The organism is Bradyrhizobium sp. CCBAU 21365, from assembly GCF_015291305.1.
Lineage (GTDB): Bacteria > Pseudomonadota > Alphaproteobacteria > Rhizobiales > Xanthobacteraceae > Bradyrhizobium > Bradyrhizobium elkanii.
Genome location: NZ_CP030036.1, coordinates 3,578,790 through 3,596,398 on the forward strand (window position 1 = coordinate 3,578,790; position 17,609 = coordinate 3,596,398).

14 protein-coding genes are annotated in these 17,609 nt (G+C 61.6%); 9 read left to right on the top strand and 5 right to left on the bottom strand.

What is annotated here, in order from left to right; all coding sequences use genetic code 11:
* The first annotated feature begins 8 nt into the window (after nucleotides 1–8).
* Genes XI02_RS16305 through XI02_RS16330 form a run of 6 tightly spaced genes read left to right on the top strand, consistent with a single transcriptional unit; the run spans nucleotide 9 to nucleotide 9,077 of the window.
* The gene (locus XI02_RS16305) at nucleotides 9–2,246 is read left to right on the top strand and encodes a peptidase domain-containing ABC transporter (RefSeq protein ID WP_026192528.1); all 2,238 of its coding nucleotides are present in this window, start codon (nucleotides 9–11) and stop codon (nucleotides 2,244–2,246) included.
* A complete protein-coding gene (locus XI02_RS16310) occupies nucleotides 2,236–3,582 on the top strand; it encodes an HlyD family type I secretion periplasmic adaptor subunit (RefSeq protein WP_026192529.1) in 1,347 nt (448 codons plus the stop codon). The genes XI02_RS16305 and XI02_RS16310 overlap by 11 nt, the downstream gene beginning before the upstream one ends.
* On the top strand, nucleotides 3,582–5,615 hold the full coding sequence (locus XI02_RS16315; RefSeq protein ID WP_172649187.1) for an SEL1-like repeat protein: 2,034 nt from the start codon (nucleotides 3,582–3,584) through the stop codon (nucleotides 5,613–5,615). The genes XI02_RS16310 and XI02_RS16315 overlap by 1 nt, the downstream gene beginning before the upstream one ends.
* A complete protein-coding gene (locus XI02_RS16320; RefSeq protein ID WP_129964921.1) occupies nucleotides 5,608–5,916 on the top strand; it encodes a hypothetical protein in 309 nt (102 codons plus the stop codon). Before XI02_RS16315 ends, XI02_RS16320 begins: the two co-directional genes overlap by 8 nt.
* 14 nt (nucleotides 5,917–5,930) lie before the next feature.
* Nucleotides 5,931–8,141 (top strand): glycoside hydrolase family 99-like domain-containing protein, encoded by a 2,211-nt coding sequence (locus tag XI02_RS16325; RefSeq protein WP_172648133.1) that lies wholly within the window; start codon nucleotides 5,931–5,933, stop codon nucleotides 8,139–8,141.
* Between the two features lie 12 nt (nucleotides 8,142–8,153).
* Entirely contained in the window at nucleotides 8,154–9,077 is a 924-nt protein-coding gene (locus tag XI02_RS16330; RefSeq protein ID WP_038374246.1) for a glycosyltransferase family 2 protein, read from the top strand.
* 126 nt (nucleotides 9,078–9,203) lie between these two features.
* Here XI02_RS16330 and XI02_RS16335 read toward each other — a convergent pair whose 3' ends face one another.
* Entirely contained in the window at nucleotides 9,204–10,364 is a 1,161-nt protein-coding gene (locus tag XI02_RS16335; RefSeq protein WP_038379567.1) for a hypothetical protein, read from the bottom strand.
* A gap of 169 nt (nucleotides 10,365–10,533) precedes the next feature.
* Between XI02_RS16335 and XI02_RS16340 the strand changes: the two genes are divergently transcribed.
* Nucleotides 10,534–11,502 (top strand): hypothetical protein, encoded by a 969-nt coding sequence (locus tag XI02_RS16340; RefSeq protein WP_018270710.1) that lies wholly within the window; start codon nucleotides 10,534–10,536, stop codon nucleotides 11,500–11,502.
* A 94-nt stretch (nucleotides 11,503–11,596) separates the two neighbouring features.
* Here XI02_RS16340 and XI02_RS16345 read toward each other — a convergent pair whose 3' ends face one another.
* The 3 genes from XI02_RS16345 to rfbA form a co-directional block, all read right to left on the bottom strand.
* Nucleotides 11,597–12,235 (bottom strand): hypothetical protein, encoded by a 639-nt coding sequence (locus tag XI02_RS16345; protein ID WP_244620846.1) that lies wholly within the window; start codon nucleotides 12,233–12,235, stop codon nucleotides 11,597–11,599.
* A gap of 169 nt (nucleotides 12,236–12,404) precedes the next feature.
* Complete coding sequence (rfbB, locus tag XI02_RS16350; RefSeq protein WP_016841674.1) at nucleotides 12,405–13,472, bottom strand: dTDP-glucose 4,6-dehydratase; 1,068 nt, start codon at nucleotides 13,470–13,472, stop codon at nucleotides 12,405–12,407.
* Complete coding sequence (rfbA, locus tag XI02_RS16355) at nucleotides 13,462–14,373, bottom strand: glucose-1-phosphate thymidylyltransferase RfbA (protein ID WP_018270712.1); 912 nt, start codon at nucleotides 14,371–14,373, stop codon at nucleotides 13,462–13,464. Before rfbA ends, rfbB begins: the two co-directional genes overlap by 11 nt.
* Nucleotides 14,374–14,482: 109 nt before the next feature.
* Here rfbA and rfbC point away from each other — a divergent pair, with 109 nt between their 5' ends.
* Both rfbC and rfbD read left to right on the top strand, forming a co-directional pair.
* Complete coding sequence (gene rfbC / locus XI02_RS16360) at nucleotides 14,483–15,037, top strand: dTDP-4-dehydrorhamnose 3,5-epimerase (protein WP_016841672.1); 555 nt, start codon at nucleotides 14,483–14,485, stop codon at nucleotides 15,035–15,037.
* Nucleotides 15,037–15,948 (top strand): dTDP-4-dehydrorhamnose reductase, encoded by a 912-nt coding sequence (gene rfbD, locus XI02_RS16365; RefSeq protein WP_018270713.1) that lies wholly within the window; start codon nucleotides 15,037–15,039, stop codon nucleotides 15,946–15,948. The genes rfbC and rfbD overlap by 1 nt, the downstream gene beginning before the upstream one ends.
* Before the next feature lie 137 nt (nucleotides 15,949–16,085).
* Here the strand turns inward: rfbD and XI02_RS16370 are convergent, their stop codons facing one another.
* Nucleotides 16,086–17,393 (bottom strand): UDP-glucose/GDP-mannose dehydrogenase family protein, encoded by a 1,308-nt coding sequence (locus tag XI02_RS16370; RefSeq protein WP_028331574.1) that lies wholly within the window; start codon nucleotides 17,391–17,393, stop codon nucleotides 16,086–16,088.
* Between the last annotated feature and the right edge of the window lie 216 nt (nucleotides 17,394–17,609).

The following is a 17,609-nucleotide window of genomic DNA, read 5'->3' on the forward strand; positions in this document are numbered from 1 at the left end:
AGGCATCCATGACCAAACACCTCTCGCTCGTCGGCGCACCTTCGGTGGAGGCCCTGCCACCTTCGGGGCTCGCTTGTCTCGTCATCGTGGCAAGACAGCATGGTTTGCATCTGACCCCGTCCCAGCTGATCCACGACAACCTCCTGGGCGACCAGGAAGTCACGCTGGCCGAGCTTTTGAAGTGCGCGAATTCCTCGGGCATGACGGCAAAGGCCGTCACGCTGGACTGGAAGAGCCTGAGCCATCTCAAGAGGGCGCTGCCGGCCATCGTTCGGCTGCGCGACGGCAGCCACATGGTGCTGCTGCGCCTCGAAGGCGATGAAAACAGCTCCCGGGTGGTCCTGCAGGATCCGAATGCCGGCGAGGACGCGCTGCTCGTCATCGACCAACCGCGCTTTGAGGACATCTGGTCGGGCGACGTCGTCATGGCCAAGCGCGACTATGAGATTTCGGACGAGACGCAGCCGTTCAGCTTCGGTTTCGTCGTCGCCCTGGTGTTCCGCGAACGGCGCATCATGCGCGACGTCGCGATCGCGGCGCTGGTCCTGGGCTTCATGGGGCTGGCACCGATCATGTTCTGGAGGCTGCTCTCGGACAAGGTCATTTTCTACAAGGCGTACAATACGTTCTACGTGCTGTGCGTTGCGATGCTGGTGATCATCCTGTTCGAGACGGCGTTCTCGTTCCTGCGGCAATACCTCGTGCAGAGCTTGACGGCACGCCTCGACGTCAAATTGTCGACCTACGTGTTCGAAAAGGTGCTCAATCTGCCGATCGACTATTTCGAGCAGAATCCTGTCGGCCTGATTTCCCGCGACATTCGCGAAGTGTTCCGGATTCGCGGCTTCCTGACCGGGCAGTTGTTCGGGACCGTCCTCGATTCGACGACGCTGATCTTCTTCCTGCCCGTCATGTTCTTCTTCAGCCCGATCATGACGCTGATGGTGCTGGGCTTTGCCGCAATGATCGTGGTCTGGCTCATCCTGATGCTGCCCGTGTACCGGCGGAGCTCCTCGGCGGTTCTTGCCGCCGAAGGCGCGCAGGGGGCGTTTCTGATCCAGAGCCTGAACGGCATGAGGACCATCAAATCGCTGGCGCTCGACACGCGCCAGCGGCACATGTGGGATGTGCTCGTGGCGCGCGCCGCCAAGGCGCGTCTTGCCGAAGGCATGACCGGAAACATGATCCAGACGCTGGTCCGTCCGCTGGAACGGTTGGCGGTCAGCGCTCCCTATGCACTCGGCGTCTACCTCGCCGTATCGAGCGGCGATCCGGTCTATGTCGGGGCGCTGTTTGCCTTTCTGATGCTGTCGCAGCGTGTTGCCGGCCCGCTGATGAAGATGGCCCAACTCATCAACCAGTATGACGAGGCGCGCACCGCGGTCACCATCGTCGGCAATCTGGTGAATCAGCTGCCGGAGGAGGGACGCTCTGGCCATGGCGTGCGGGTTCCGCTGAAGGGCCTGATCGAGTTCTCCGGCGTCACGTTCAAGTACAAGGGCGCGGTGTCGCCGGCGCTGAACAATATCTCCTTCGAGATTCCGCTCGGCACGACGCTCGGCGTGATGGGCAAGAGCGGCTCGGGCAAGACCACGATCACGCGGCTGTTGCAGCGCCTGCACTCCGACTATGGCGGGTTGATCAAGGTCGACGGTATCGATGTTCGCGAATACGATGTCGACCATCTGCGGCGCAACGTCGGCGTCGTGCTGCAGGAGAACTTCCTGTTCAGCGGCACGATCCGCGAGAATATTGCCGCGGCAAAGCCGGACGCGACCTTCGACGACGTCGTCAGGGCGGCGCGATTGGCCGGCGCCGAGGAGTTCATCGACAAGCTGCCGCGGGGTTACGAGACCTATGTCTACGAGGGCTCCACCAACCTCTCCGGCGGACAGCGTCAGCGCCTCGCGATCGCGCGCGCGCTGATCGTCAATCCGCCCATCCTGATCCTGGACGAGGCGACCAGCGCGCTCGATGCGGAGAGCGAGACGATCGTGAATGCGAACATTTCGCGGATCGCGCACGGCCGCACGCTGATCATCATCTCGCATCGCCTGTCGTCGCTGACGAAGGCCGACGCGATCCTCGTGCTCAATCGCGGCGTGGTCAACGATATCGGTCGCCACGAGGAACTTCTGGAGCGCAACGACATCTACAGTTCGCTCTGGTACCAGCAGAACACGCATCTCGTTCCGACGGGCCGCAACGACAAGCCTAACTTCAGGAGTCCGACCCTTGTCTCCTAATCAAGCTTCGCTCGCGACCGTTCGCCAGTTCCAGTCCGAAACCGACGCCATCCGCGAGGCGCCCGAGCCGATGTTGGCGCGTGCGACGCTGTTCGTGCTGTCGGCGCTGCTGGTATCCATCGTGGCGATCATGTGCCTGACGCGCCTCGATCGGGTGATCACCAGCGTCCGCGGCAAGATCGTTCCGGTCGATCAGATCAACGTGCTGCAGGCCCTGGACCCGTCGATCATCAAGACGATCGATGTTCGGGAAGGCGAGCAGGTCGACACGGGACAATTGCTTGCGACCCTCGACTCGACCTTCACCGCAGCCGATGTCACCCAGTACAAGCTGCAGATCGCGAGCCTCGATGCGCAGGTTGCGCGTGACGAGGCCGAATTGTCCGGAAAGCCGCTGTCGTATGGCAACGCCAAGGATCCGGATGCCGCCAGGTACAACGCCTTGCAGAAGGCGCTCTACGACCAGCGCGTCGCCCAGTACAGCGCGCAGGTGACGAGTTACGATTCCAAGATCAGCCAGACCGAAGCGACGATCTCGAAGGCGAAGAAGGACGACGAGCGGTATGGTCAACGCGCCGAGATCGCCGGCAAGATCGAGGACATGCGCTCGACCCTTGCCGAAAGCGGCAGCGGGTCCAAGCTGAACCTGTATCTGTCGCAGGATACGCGCCTGGAGTTGCTGCGTCAGATCGACAACACGCACAACACGCTGCTGGAAGCGCAACACCAGCTCGACTCGCTGAGGGCCGATCGCAAGGCCTTCATCGAGCAGTGGAACGCGCAGCTGAGCCAGGATCTGGTCACGACGCGCAACAATTTGGATACGGCCCGGGCAGCCTACGACAAGGCCATCAAGCATCAGGACCTGGTCCGATGGACGGCTGCCGAGCCGTCGGTCGTCCTCACCCTTGCCAAGCTCTCGGTCGGATCCGTGCTGAAGCCGGGCGATCCCTTCATCACGCTGATGCCGCTCAAGACGCGGCTGGAGGCGGAGATCCAGGTGCTGTCCCGCGACGTCGGCTTTATCCGGCCGAATGACCCCTGCACGCTGAAGGTTGATGCCTTCAACGCGGCGGAGCACGGCACGGCGGCGGGCAAGATACGCTGGATCAGCGAAGGCGCCTTCACCACTGACGACGACGGAAAGCCCGTCGATGCCTACTACAAGGCGCGATGCTCGGTCGACCAGAGCAACTTCACCAATGTTCCGAACAATTTCCGCCTCATCCCCGGCATGACGCTGCAGGGCGATGTCAATGTCGGCACCCGTTCGGTGGCGATGTATCTGCTCAGCGACATGCTGCGCGGCATGACGGAAGCGATGCGCGAGCCATGATGGAGTCTGCGAGATCCCTGCTCGAGTTGTTCCGGCCCGACTCCTCCCGTTCAGACCCAAAGCAGTTTGAACGGGGACTGGAGGCTTACGAGAACGGGCGATACCTTGAAGCCCTGCGCTTTTGGCGGCTTGCCTCGCGGGCGGGCAAGCCTGAGGCGGATTACCGGATCGGGCTGCTCTATGCGCGGAACGAGGGCGTTATCGGCAGCATTCCGGACGCGGTCGCGTGGTATGAACGCGCCGCGCTGAAAGGACATCTGGATGCGCAATTCCAGCTTGGCCTGATCTACCTCAACGGGGTCAAGGCGACGCTCGGACCGAACAGGCCCGAGATGTGGCGGCAATCCACGGCGGCCCGTCTCGGCGACAAGGCGATCAACCTCCACGATCTGGTCTTCCCGAACGGGACAGGCGTGGCCAAGGACGTCGATGCCGCATTCCTCTGGATGTCGGTGGCGGCGGAAGCCGGCAAGGCGGAGGCGCAATCGATTCTCGGCGACATGTACGCCAACGGGCAAGGTTGCGTGCGGGATCACGCTGCTGCCCTGCGCTGGTATCAGGCCGCGGCCGAGCAGAAAGCGGCGTCCGGCGAATTCGCACTCGGCGATGTGTATTATCAGGGCCGCGGCGTTCCCGTCGATTTTGCGCAGGCCGCGATCTGGTATCACAAGGCGGCCGAGCAGGGACATGTTCGCGCACAGGTTGCGCTGGCTTTCATGTGCCTCAAGGGCACCGGGCTTCCCGAAAATGTCGAAGAGGCCGCACGGCTGTTCCAGAGCGCCGCTGCGCATGACGATACGATCGCGCTCTACAACATTGCGCTGTTGCGGTTGAGCGGCAAGGGGGCTGTCAAGGATCTCGACAGGGCCGAGACCGCATTGCGCAAGGCGGCGCGGAAGGACTACCTGCCGGCGATCCAGGCGCTGGCCGAGTTCTATGCGCTCGGGACTGCCGCCGAGCCGGATCTGCGCGAGGCGGCGTATTGGTACGAGAAGGCGGCCGAGCGCGGCGATACGCAGGCGCAGTTCCTGACCGGACGCTTCTATGCCACCGGCACCGGCGTTCCGCCCAGCATCCGCCAGGCTGCGAAATGGTTCGAGCGTGCGGCGGAGGGCGGCCACGCCACGGCGGCCCACAACATTGCGGTGTTCTATCTCAATGGCAGGGGCGTGGCGCGCGATGTCGCGGCTGCGATCAAGTGGTTCGAGCGCGCGTCCGAGGGAGGCATCAGCGCCGCCGGCGTGCAGCTCGGTCGGCTCTACTCTGCCGGCAACGGCGTGCCGCGCGATCAAGCGCGTGCGGCGGAGTGGCTCAGCAAGGCGGCCGACGGCGGCGATGCCGATGCGAAGATGGCCTATGCGATGTTTCTTATCCAGGATGAGCCGTCCGCGGAGCGTCTTGCGCAAGCACGTGCGCTGCTGACCGACGCGGCCGAGGCCGGCCATCCGGCTGCGGCATTTCAGCTGGGCGGGCTTCACATGGGCAGATCCGGCGGCGCCGTCGATGTTCCGGCCGCAGCGCAATGGTTCAAACGTGCGGCAAGCGCCGGCCACGTCGAAGCCCAGCACACTTTGGCGCTGCTGTATTCCGATCCCAAGAGCGGCCTCAAGGATCCGCAGGCCGCCGCCGGCTGGATCGTCAAGGCGGCGGACGGCGGCAACGCCGCGGCGCAGTTCAAGCTTGCGGTGATGTATTGCACCGGGCAGGGCGTCGAGCAGGACCTCGCCAAGGGCGTCACGTGGTACGAGGCGGCGGCGCGCCAGGGCCACACGACGGCGCAATACAACCTTGCCGTGATGCTCGGCCGGGGACAGGGGCGCGATGCCGATCCGGCGAAGGCGGCCGAATGGTTCGAGGCCGCGGCGAAGCAGGGCATGGTCGAAGCCCAACTTGCGATTGGCGATGCACTGCGCGCCGGCGACGGCGTCGCGCAGGACCGCGACCAGGCGTTGCACTGGTATCGACAAGCGGCACAGCAGAACAACGAAGGCGCGCGACGTCGTCTGCAGGCAATGGGCGAGAGTGTTGGCTGAGATTGTCGGAGGCGGGCTTCGCACGCGGCGCCGAGCGGCGGCTTTGTTTTTAGGCGCGAAGGCACTGAAGCAGGCAGCTTCGCGCGACAATCTGGGCAGAACTAACGATGGCTTTCATATCGACGACAGAGAGATTGCGTTAATGTGGCTATCGCCAACAAATACTCATTGTGGTTGTGTGAAGTTGACTGATAAGCATCAGGTCACGATCCGGGGCAGGTTCGAACGGCAACGCGATCTCGGGATATCGATCTTCCACACGGCTGATAAAGAAACTGGAACCAGCGTTAGACGTTGGTAGGAGCTTGAGAAGCGATGAACAAGATGGTGGAACGGAGCGTCAGGGATACGAAGGATATGTTGCCCGTTGCCAGTCCGGTTCAGCAGGACGATCAATCGCAGAGTGTATTCCTGGATCCCGATGTCAGCGATTTCCAGTCGGGACCGAGGCTGCGTGGTGCGATCCTCGAGCACTCCGGGCGAGTGATCTCCGGCTGGATCGTGGATGCGCAGTCGCCTGCTTCGACCGTTGCGATATCGCTTTTTGTTGCTTCCCACTGTGTCGAAGAGGGACGGACGGGCCGGTCGGTGCCGGCCAGCGTCGGTCCGCACACCGTGATCGGGCGTCCCGGATTTCGCATCAATCTCTCCACGCCAGCCGTGCGCCGTCGTTTGGCTCGCGCCCTGAAGAATACGCTGCTGGAACGCAAGCCTGTGCAGATCTACCTGCGCATCAGCCTGAACGACGGCGAACACTACGAAATACCGCTGTTCGAGAAACTCGAGTCGAACGAGGTGGTCGTCGCGCTCGGCTTCTCGACCGACGATTACGACGATCTGTTGTTTCCGAACAACGACAAGAAACTGGTTGCCGCCATGGCGGGCGCCGCCTCCGTGAAGGAGGTGCGCTACGTCTGCTTCTACCTGCCGCAATTCCATTCGTTCGCGGAGAACGACCGTTGGTGGGGTCCTGGCTTCACCGAATGGACCAACGTCTCCCAGATGCGTCCGCAGTTTCCCACGCACCAGTCTCCGTGGTTGCCCGCGGATCTCGGCTTCTATGACATGAGATTGGTCGAGACCCGCCAGCAACAGGCAGACCTGGCTCGCCGCTACGGCGTTCACGGCTTTTGCTATTACGCCTACTGGTTTCAGGGGCGAAGACTCCTGGAGCGGCCGCTGCGGCTTTTGCTGGAGGACGGCGAGCCGAACATCCCGTTCTGCATCTGCTGGGCGAACGAAAACTGGTCACGGCGATGGGATGGTTCTGATACCGAGCTGCTGCTCGGCCAGAACCACTCCCTCGAGGATGACGTCCGCTTCATTGACGATATGGCAGATATCCTCCTGGATGATCGCTACATCACGGTTGACGGTCGCAAGATCCTTCTCATCTACCGTCCCTCGCTGATCCCGGACAAGGAACGCCTGTTCCAGACCTGGCGTGTGCGTGCAAGGCAACTTGGCATCGGCGAGCTGCTGATTTGCAATGCGATGACGTTCGGCGAGTTCGATCCGCGAGAATTCCATTGCGATGCCGCCGTGGAATTCCCGCCCCATACCGTCAATGCGCGGGAGCTGAGCCGGGCAGAGGTCGAGACGCCGACGGAGTTTTCCGGCAAGCTCTACGACTATCTTGAAGCCATGCGCTCGACGCTCGGCAAGGTCTATGAGTTTCCGTTCTTTCCAACCGTGATGCCGCGCTGGGACAACACGCCGCGCAAGGGCTCGCGAGGACACGTGTTCGTCAGATCAAGCCCCGAGGCGTTCGAAGTCTGGCTTCGTGAAGCGACCGAGCGGGCGCGCCGGAGTTCTTTCGAACAGCCGATCGTGTTCATCAATTCGTGGAACGAATGGGCCGAGGGAGCCCACCTGGAGCCGGACTCGCGTTTCGGCCGTGCCTATCTCGATGTCGTCAGGCGTGTGTCTGCCGGCGAGTCGATCTCGGCAGAACTGCGCTCGAACTCCGCGCTGCTGGACTGCTTGAGCAGATCGGAGCTCGAGCAGACGATCAAGAGCGCTGCAGTTCATGTCGAAGTCCTCGCCAATTTGCAGCGCAATGAAGTCGCGCTCACCGGATTCCAGAGCATTCGCGAAGGCTTGCCGGTCGAAATTGAGGGAGCCATCGCAAGTCCGGATGGCTCCATGTTCGTGATCGAGAACATCAATTCGCAAACGGAGGAGCGCGTGGTGGTGGACCCGCGCTACAGAGTGCTGGTCCGGGGGTGGGTTTTTGCCAAGGATGGCTTCGAGCCCCTGAGAAACCGCATCTCGTTTCTGGTGTTGTCTCCGGAAGGCGAGACGAACGCCGGCAAGAGCGGGTACTGCCTCGTCATCGATTGGCACGAGCGAATGGACGTCACGGAATATATGAAGGCGACCGCGCGCGAATGCTGCTTCGGTTTCGAGGTCAGCTTCATGCTCAAGGGACTGCCGGACGGAGAGTACAGGCTTTCGATGCTCGAGGTTGGCGAAGGAGAAAACCTGCTGGTTGGATCAAGCCATTCCCTGGTCGTTCGGCATTGAGTTGAGAGTCCTATGTTAGCCAGCGTGGTGATTGCTTGCTACAAGCACGAGGCCTATCTCGAGCATTGTCTCGAGACGGTCTTCGACCAGACCCATCCCGAACTTGAGCTGATCATTGTCGACGACAATTCGCCGGACAACAGCTTCCAGCTGGCCGAAAGGCTTCTGAAGCGGAAGTCGTTCGCAAAGCGTTTTGCATCGTGCAAACTGCTCAAGAATCCCACCAACATGGGAGCTCACTTTACCTGGAATCGTGCGCTGTCGCTTGCTAAGGGCGACATGCTCTTCCTGCTCAACTCGGACGACGCCTTTTCGAAGGAGCGGGTCGAGACATTTGTCGGCCGCCATGGCGCTGAAAAGCTGTTCTTCGGCTTCTCCGCGATCGAGCCGATCGACGAGAACGGGAAATCCATCAAGAGTTATCAGTTTCCGGCGCGTCTCAGATACGCAACGAGTCAGGCGGTAAGCTCCGATCGCCCGCTGTCGTGGTCCTTCCTGGAGTCGCAGATCGCCGCCTCGACGGGAAATTTCGTGTTGAGCGCCGAACTGTTGCGGCAGGCTGGGTGGTTCGCGGACCTCAAATATTGTCACGATTGGGAATTCGCGCTGCGCGCGATCACGATCGTCGAACCAAAATACGTGGAATCCGATCAGTACATGTATCGATTGCACGCAACCAACAGCTTCCGCGGACTAAGTTCGGTGGCCGAAAGCGAAACGCGGGCTTGCATGCAAAGCTATTCGCTGCGCGCGATGACGTCCAAGCCACCGAACGGGACCTGTCTCAGTCCGTTGAACATGGGGGAGGCGTTCTACAAGCTGATCAGGAACTACCCGAACTTCCGCTTTTGGATGCGGCAGCTCTACGCACCTTATCTTGCAGAGCACAGGACCGTGGAGCTGAACCAATGGACGGTCCCGGCCGAATGGCGCTAGCACAACGCGGCTGACGCCAGATCACGCGCCAAGTCACGGCTGACAAGTCACGGCTGACGCTAGGTCGCAGCTGAACAAGTTCGCAGCTGAAGAAGCTCGCGGGCGCCAGCCTCACCGCATCAGAAGCTAGCAAAGATTTGGCCTTTGCTTGGATTGCGGGTCTTTCAGGACCTTGCGCAGGGCCTCCAGGCGCTCGGTCTTGCAGGGCAAGGTGGGGACAAGCCATCCGCCTTCGTCGTTTTCGTTCCAGGCATAAATCAGGATCGCGGGAGACTTCATCTCACCGGGCTGAGCTGCCCTCCATTCGATCGAGCGATGCAGATGATCCGACAGCTCCGCCCCGGTCGGCGCAATGAAGAAGTTTTCCATGCCCACGCCGGGGCGCTGCTTGGCTTCCCAAGGCACTGGGCGTTCGATGCGTGGACGGCGGTCCCAGCCGGTCATCACGGTGGGGATGACGGGAAGCCGGCTCTTGGCCAGTTCATTCCAGTCTCGCTCCGCGCCGCGCGTGAGGTCGGCATAGGAGCCACGGACGCTGCCGTAAACGCCGGCATAGGAACTGACTGCGTCGGCAGTCAGGAAAGCGCCCTGTTCATTGAGCAGTTTCTTGTCACCGGTGAGCACCAGATACGGATCTCCGTGTCCCGCAGCCTTTACACGCGCTCTGAATTGCTCGATCTGGGCCCGAAGGTTCTCGATCCCACCCCATCGTTTTTCAACGTCGGCAACATGTATGAAGCCGAGAAAATACAGCGGTCTTCCGCCCGCTACTTTCAGGTAGTTGCTGTCGCCCATGAGTTTGACGTGTTCGTCAATCAGCGGGCTTGGCTTGTCGTGGGAGCCCCATCGAGGGAACTCGGTAAAGATGCAGTAGGAAATCTCATTCTTGATCGGGCTTTCCCTGAAGACCTTCAGGGCCCTCGACATCGGATCGGCGGAGCCGTAGGCGACAAACGCCCAGTAGTCGATGCCTGCGAAAACGGCCTGCTTGATTTCCTTGTCGATCGTCTGTTGCGTGATCTCCGGAAAGGCAATCTCACTGCGGCTCTTTCCAGTTGTCTCCTTCGCAAAGAATGGAACTCGCCAATGGTACTGCTGCGGCGAGAGCGATGTTTCAACCGCCTTCGTTGGCGTCGATCCGGGCGCATACCAGGCGTCCCACCGCAGCGCGCCCACCAGAGGCCGGTCGGTGCGCGCAGCCGCTTGCTGGGCGGCCAGGGCGCGCTCAACCGTATAGCTAAGGGCTCCAGCTGAGCCCAGGGCCAGGAACAATCGTCGTGTCAGCATCTTCGAGCGCTCGCCGTTGTTTTCCCAAACATCCTGTTGATTCTCTTCAAAAACGCCCTAATGATCAACTGACAGTACGGCTAATGATGGGCCAAACTTTTTCTGCGCGATGAGCTTAGATTGGCTAAAACCAGTCGATGTTGATTGCAACGCACAGGGACCGTGTTTGATGCAGCTGGTTGCATGGGAAAATGAATCTACTGCGATTTGCGATCGCATCCGGAGCAGCCATGGAGCGCTCAAGATCGTTCTCAAGACCAAGGATGATCCGTTTTTCCTTGCGGATTGGGTGGACCATCACAGGAAGATCGTGGGCGATGCGAACCTGATCATTCTTGACAATGGATCTGCCGACAGCAAGGTCTTGTCGGTTTACGAAGAGCTGGGGCCGGACTTGCTGATCGCGAGCTTCGGCGGATTTCACAACAATCTGCACAATCCCAAGAACTTCGAGGAGCTGTACGCCAGTCTGTCGGCTTCTTCCGATTTCCATTGCTTCCTGGATACGGACGAGTTTCTGGCATTCTATGACGGCGAACGCTTCACGAGCGACGCTTCGATATTGCATCACCTGAACGACAAGGAAGGTGGTGCGTTTATCCCGTCGACCTGGCTGTACAACGCGCCTTCCTATCGCGACAGGATGTTGTGCGGCACCGATTTGGGCACGCTCCGCAATGGCCTCACCTGGGGCAAGCCTTTGATCCGTTCGGCTGCCGCGCCTTTCTCGGGAGAGGTGAATCACAACTGCCAGATCGCCAAGGGAAAGAAGCCGCCGGCGCCGTTGTTTGGATTTTTCCTGCTGCATATGGCGACTCTGTCGCCCGCGCAGAGGATCCGCGCCAATCTCAACAAGCTGATTGCCCGCGGATTCATGCAGCGCGGGGACTCCCTTGAGAAAGTATTGGAGCGGGATATATCGCGGGCGACAGAGAACGAGAAGCTGTACGTGACCGAGATCAAGCGGATGCTCTCTCTTCGGGAAGACCGCGGTCCCGAGACGGCTCCCTTGGGAACGGGGTCGATGCGAATTGACCAGTCGGGCAAAGTTGAATTTGCGTCGCCGGCCGAGGAGCGCGTCTTTGCCGAGTTCGCTGCATCCTTTGACGCGCTATGCGCGCAAACGCTGCCTTCCTGAGGTTGGATCTGGCTGCTCTGTCGGGGCATTGCCGCCTTGAACGCTCAGGCGGCAAGCCGTGGTGCAATGTTGCCTTGTCGGGAGAGCTCGCCGGTCAGGACGGCTCTCCGCTGAACGACTGCAGTATGGCTTCGGCAGCGTCTCTCTTCGCAAGCGGCATGAAGAACGACATGTCGCCGGCCGTCGCAATCTCGCGAGCGATCTCTCTGACGCAATGATAGGCGGGGCGAGAGCTGAAATCGTGCATGCCGATGATTGCAGTTGGGCTGCAGTGCAGGACGATCTGGGCGAAGCATGCGACCCTGAAGCGGCCGTCGACGAGATAAAGATCAGCATCGGCGCTTTGCGGCGTTTCCCAGATGGTCGAGTGATAGTCCGGCCAACGCGGCTTTGTTGATGGGTCGACCGGGAAACCCCAATCGCCAGTGCGTCCGATGTCGATGAACGTCAAATGCGGCTTCGTACGAGCTGAGGCGCACGCACGATCGACCTGATCCAGCCAGTCCTGTGAGGAATCGATGGACAATATCGAGTTCGTGACGTGCTTTGAGGCGATGACCGTACTTCCGCCTGTGCCGAATTCGACGTAATCGCGGCTATTTCTCACAAACGACAAGAACAGTTCCGCTTCTTCCCGCGACATTCTTGGTAGCAATTGACGTCTCCTCGTTGTTCGCAGCCCCTGGGACAATTCCTTTTCACCGGGGGCGTTGGACGTGTCTGATGCCAGCACGTCGTTGCATCTTCAGGCCGCGCCGCAGTTCATCAAACGCCAAGTCATAGTCGCCAGGGCCTGCATCCTTGCACCCGATCGGCCGGACACCTTCCGGCCGAGGGATATTCCGCAAATCCCACGATGATCGGCGCTGCCACCGTTGCTGATGACCCGCGGTGACCGGCGGCTACTGGTTCAGGCCGACACGCTCCACCTTGTAGCCGCCCTCCAGGATGGAACGCCACCAGGGTTGCTCGTCGACATACCAGCGCACGGTCTTGGCGATGCCGGTCTCGAAATTCTCCTCGGCGCGCCAGCCGAGCTCGGTCTCGAGCTTGGTGGCGTCGATCGCGTAGCGGCGGTCGTGGCCGGGCCGGTCGGCGACGAAATTGATCAGCTGGCGGCGCGGACCTGCTGCGGCCGGCACGACCTCGTCGAGCAGGTCGCAGATGCTCTCGACCACGTGCAGGTTGGTGCGCTCGTTGCGGCCGCCGACATTGTAGGTCTCGCCGACCTCGCCGCGCTCCAGCACCAGCGTCAGCGCCTTGGCGTGATCCTCGACGAACAGCCAGTCGCGGATGTTCTTGCCGTCGCCATAGACCGGCAGCGGCTCGCCGGCGAGCCCCTTGATGATCATGTGCGGGATCAGCTTTTCCGGGAAGTGATAGGGGCCGTAATTGTTGGAGCAGTTGGTCACCAGGGTCGGCAGCTCGTAGGTCTCGCGCCAGGCCCGCACCAGGTGATCGGACGATGCCTTGCTGGCCGAATAGGGCGAGTTCGGCGCATACGCCGTGGTCTCGGTGAACAGCCCTTCGTCGCCGAGCGAACCGAACACCTCGTCGGTCGAGATATGCAGGAAGCGGAAGCGGTCGCGCTTCTCGGGCGAGAGCGTACGCCAGTGACGCAGCGTCTCCTGCAGGATCGTGAAGGTGCCGACGATGTTGGTCTGGATGAATTCGCCGGGGCCGTCGATCGAGCGGTCGACATGGCTTTCCGCGGCAAGGTTCATCACCGCATCGGGCTGATATTTCTCGAACAGCCGGCGCAGGTTCTGTGCCTCGCAGATGCAGGCCTTCTCGAAGGTGTAGTTCAGGCTTTCGGCGGCGCGGGGCAGCGAGGCGAGGTTTGCCGCGTAGGTCAGCTTGTCGATGTTGACGACGCGGGCGTGGGTGTCTCGCAGCAGGTGGCGGACCACGGCGGAGCCGATGAAGCCGGCGCCGCCGGTGACGAAGATCGTCGATCCCTTAAACCGCATGTTTGAATACCTCCGCCGCGCGCGGCTCGCCGTGGAATGACCGGTAGACCGACAGCAGGTACTCGCCGTAGCTGCTCTTGGCGGTCTTCTGTGCGACTCTCGCGAAGGCTTCGAGCGAGATGTAGCCCTGGCGCAGCGCGATCTCCTCGGGGCAGGCGATGCGCAGGCCCTGGCGCTGCTCCAGGATCTGGACGAAGTGGCTGGCTTCGACCAGCGAGGAATGGGTGCCGGTGTCGAGCCAGGCAAAGCCGCGGCCGAGCACCTCGACATAGAGGTCGCCGCGCTCGAGATAGGCCTTGTTGACGTCGGTGATCTCGATCTCGCCGCGCGGGGATGGCCTGATGCCCGCCGCGATGTCGACCACATCATTGTCGTAGAAGTAGAGGCCGGTGACCGCGACGTTGGACTTCGGCCGCTTCGGCTTCTCCTCAATCGAGAGCGCCCGGCCGGTGCCGTCCAGCTCGATCACGCCGTACTGCTCCGGCGCGTTCACGACGTAGCCGAACACGGTGGCGCCTTTCTTGCGGATCGAGGCGGACGACAGCATGCTCGGCAGGCCGTGGCCGTAGAAAATGTTATCCCCTAACACAAGGGCAACAGAGTCATCGCCGATGAAGTCGCGTCCGACGATGAAGGCGTCGGCAAGACCCCGCGGGGTCTCCTGCGTCGCATAGGCGAACCGGACACCCATCTCGCTGCCGTCGCCAAGCAGGCGCTGGAACAGCGGCTTGTCCTGCGGCGTGGAAATGATCAGGATATCGCGGATTCCGCCCAGCATCAGCGTCGACAGCGGATAGTAGATCATCGGCTTGTCGAACACGGGCAGCAGTTGCTTGGAGACGACTGTCGTCACCGGATAGAGGCGCGAGCCGGTGCCACCGGCAAGGATAATGCCTTTCATGGTCCCTCACAATTTGACTATCAGAACATAACATATAGCGTGCGCTGCACAAGTTTGTTATGAGAGGGAAATTAACATTTCAAGCGCGTCAAACTGGAACAAATGTTAGATGAACGTCATCAAGACCGAGCTTCCTGAAGTCCTGATCGTCGAGCCGAAGCTGTTTGGCGACCAGCGCGGCTTCTTCCTCGAGACCTACCAGTCTCCGCGTTACGTCGAGCACGGCATCACGCGTCCCTTCGTGCAGGACAACATGTCCCGCTCGGCCTATGGCGTGCTGCGCGGGCTGCATCTGCAAAACCCGCTCACCCAGGGAAAGCTCGTGACTGTGCTGCGCGGCAAGGTGCTGGACGTTGCCGTCGACGTGCGCGTCGGCAGTCCGAATTTCGGCAAGCATGTCGCGGTCGAATTGAGCGAGGACAACCGTCGGCAATTATGGGTGCCGCGTGGCTTCGCCCACGGCTTCGTGGTGCTCTCGGAGACCGCCGACTTCTTCTACAAATGCGACGATTTCTACAGCCCCAAGGACGAGCTCTCGATCCGGTGGAATGATCCGGCGATCGGGATCAAATGGGGCGTCGACAAGCCACAGCTGTCGGCCAAGGATGCGGACGCGCCGCTCCTGGCCGACGCCAGCAACCTTCCGACCTATGGACAAATCTGATGCGGATCTTGTTGACGGGAACACGCGGCCAGGTTGGCAGCGCGCTCAAGCCTCTGCTGGAAAGCCACGGCACGATCATCGCGCCGCCCACAGCGGAGTTCGATCTGTCGAAGCCGGAGATGTTGACGAGCCAGCTTGAGAGCCTGAAGCCCGATCTCATCATCAATCCGGCGGCCTATACCGCCGTCGATCGCGCCGAGGACGAGCGTGAGCAGGCGTTCCTGGTCAACGCAAAGGGGCCTGAGGTGATGGCCAAATGGGCTGCGGCGAACCGCGTGCCGCTGGTGCATTTCTCCACGGACTACGTCTTCAATGGCTCGGGCGACAGGCCGTGGCGCGAGGACAGCCCGACAGAACCGCTATCGGTCTACGGCGCCAGCAAGCTTGCCGGTGATGCCGCGATCCAGGCGGCGGGCGGGGCGCACCTGATCGCGCGCACCTCATGGGTTTATGCCGCAAAGGGCACAAATTTCCTGCGCACCATCGCGCGGCTCGCCGGCGAGCGTAAGGAGCTGCGGATCGTGGCCGATCAGATCGGTGCGCCGACCACGGCATCAGCGATCGCCAGTGCGGTCGCCGGCATCGTCCTGCCGAACCTCACCACGTTGCACGATCAGCTCGTGCGCAGGGGAGGTGTCGTCAACCTCGTCTGCGCCGGCGAAACCAGCTGGCACGGCTTCGCAACCGCCATTGTCGGCGGGCTGAGGTCCCGCGGCGTCACGCTGGCGGTCGAGAATATCGCTCCGATCGCAACGGCCGATTTTCCGACCAAGGCGGTGCGTCCGGGCAATTCGCGGCTGGACTTGTCGCGGCTGCAGGCGCAGTTCGGCGTGGCGATGCCGACCTGGCAGGAAGCGCTGGCGCGCGAACTGGATGCATTTGTCCAGCTCGGCGCGCCCGCCCACGCTTAGGGCGAGTTCGGAAGTTGGGATGCCGGTGCGCGTGAAGAAAACGCGTCAGACAAGAAAAGAGCCTTGGTTCTGATTTGATCAGAACCAAGGCTCCAGGATTGAACCGACCGGCGGCTATCGTCGCCAGGCGCGCGCGCTCAGCGCGGCCGACCGATGCTGTCGTAGGTGAAGCCGTGCGCGGCCATCTCGTCCGGACGGTAGATGTTGCGCAGGTCGACGACGACCGGATGCTTCATCTCCTGCTTGATGCGCTTGAGATCGAGCGCGCGGAACTGGCGCCACTCGGTCACGATCACCAGCGCATCGGCCTGGCGCGCGCATTCATAGGCATCCTTGCAGTACTCGATCTCCGGCAATTCCTTGCGCGCCTGCTCCATGCCGATGGGATCGTAGGCACGAACCTTGGCGCCGAAGTCGATCAGGCCGTTGATCAGCGGGATCGAGGGCGCCTCGCGCATGTCGTCCGTATCGGGCTTGAAGGTCAGGCCGAGCACGCCGATGGTCTTGCCGCGCAGCTCGCCGCCGAGCACGTTGGCGACCTTGCGCGCCATCGCGCGCTTGCGGTTGTCGTTCGCGGTCAGCGTGGCCTCGACGATTTTCAGCTGGACGTCGTGGTCGAGCGCGGTCTTGAACAGCGCACGGGTGTCCTTCGGGAAGCACGAGCCGCCATAGCCGGCGCCGGCATGCAGGAACTTGGTTCCAATCCGGTTGTCGAGCCCGATGCCGCGCGCGACCTCCTGCACGTTCGCCCCGACCCTCTCGGAGAGATCGGCGATCTCGTTGATGAAGGTGATCTTGGTGGCAAGGAAGGCATTCGCGGCGTATTTGATCAATTCAGCCGTGCGTCGCGCGGTATAGAGGATTGGCGCCTGGTTGAGATAGAGCGGACGATAGACTTCGCCCATCACCCTCTTGGCCCGATCGTCCTCGGTGCCGACGACGATGCGGTCGGGATGGCGAAAATCCTGGATTGCGGCACCTTCGCGCAGGAATTCGGGGTTCGACGCAACGGCGAAATCGGCGTCGGGATTGGTTTCGCGGATCAGGCGTTCAACCTCGTCGCCGGTGCCCACGGGCACGGTCGACTTGGTCACCACCACGGTGAACTTCTTGAGCGCCGCGCCGATCTCCTTGGCAGCAGCATAGACGTAGCTCAGGTCCGCATGGCCGTCGCCGCGCCGCGAGGGCGTTCCGACCGCGATGAACACGGCATCGGCGTCCGCGACGGCGCCCGCGAGCTCCGTCGTGAAGGTCAGCCGTCCGGCCGCGGCGTTGGTCTCGACGAGCTTATCGAGGTCAGTTTCGTAGATCGGGATCTTGCCGCGCTTCAGGGCCTCGATCTTGCCGGCGTCCTTGTCGACGCAAACGACCTGGTGGCCGAAATCGGCAAAACACGCTCCGGACACGAGACCTACATATCCCGTTCCAACCATTGCAATCTTCATGAATCCGCTCGTCGATCAGTGTGGAGAGGAGGAGTTAGCACTAGCACAATTGGCGCCGATAACGCCAAGTTTTATAGCGTATAGTTTGTGTTGGAGGTCGGCGGCTTTTTGTGCAAACGGTGATCGCCTCGGTGCAGCTGAGCGCCCGCTAGTCACCTCGGGCGCACCATGGACACATTCTCAACTTGAAATCGACCGACAATCGAGCTGCCGTTT

Bases quoted from the DNA above. Each gene is read 5' to 3' on its own strand.
- rfbD (WP_018270713.1), top strand. From the start codon at position 15,037: ATGCGGATCTTGTTGACGGGAACACGCGGCCAGGTTGGCAGCGCGCTC.
- rfbC (WP_016841672.1), top strand. From the start codon at position 14,483: ATGAACGTCATCAAGACCGAGCTTCCTGAAGTCCTGATCGTCGAGCCG.
- rfbA (WP_018270712.1), bottom strand. From the start codon at position 14,373: ATGAAAGGCATTATCCTTGCCGGTGGCACCGGCTCGCGCCTCTATCCG.
- rfbB (WP_016841674.1), bottom strand. From the start codon at position 13,472: ATGCGGTTTAAGGGATCGACGATCTTCGTCACCGGCGGCGCCGGCTTC.
- XI02_RS16325 (WP_172648133.1), top strand. From the start codon at position 5,931: ATGAACAAGATGGTGGAACGGAGCGTCAGGGATACGAAGGATATGTTG.
- XI02_RS16335 (WP_038379567.1), bottom strand. From the start codon at position 10,364: ATGCTGACACGACGATTGTTCCTGGCCCTGGGCTCAGCTGGAGCCCTT.
- XI02_RS16370 (WP_028331574.1), bottom strand. From the start codon at position 17,393: ATGAAGATTGCAATGGTTGGAACGGGATATGTAGGTCTCGTGTCCGGA.
- XI02_RS16330 (WP_038374246.1), top strand. From the start codon at position 8,154: ATGTTAGCCAGCGTGGTGATTGCTTGCTACAAGCACGAGGCCTATCTC.
- XI02_RS16315 (WP_172649187.1), top strand. From the start codon at position 3,582: ATGGAGTCTGCGAGATCCCTGCTCGAGTTGTTCCGGCCCGACTCCTCC.
- XI02_RS16340 (WP_018270710.1), top strand. From the start codon at position 10,534: ATGCAGCTGGTTGCATGGGAAAATGAATCTACTGCGATTTGCGATCGC.
- XI02_RS16305 (WP_026192528.1), top strand. From the start codon at position 9: ATGACCAAACACCTCTCGCTCGTCGGCGCACCTTCGGTGGAGGCCCTG.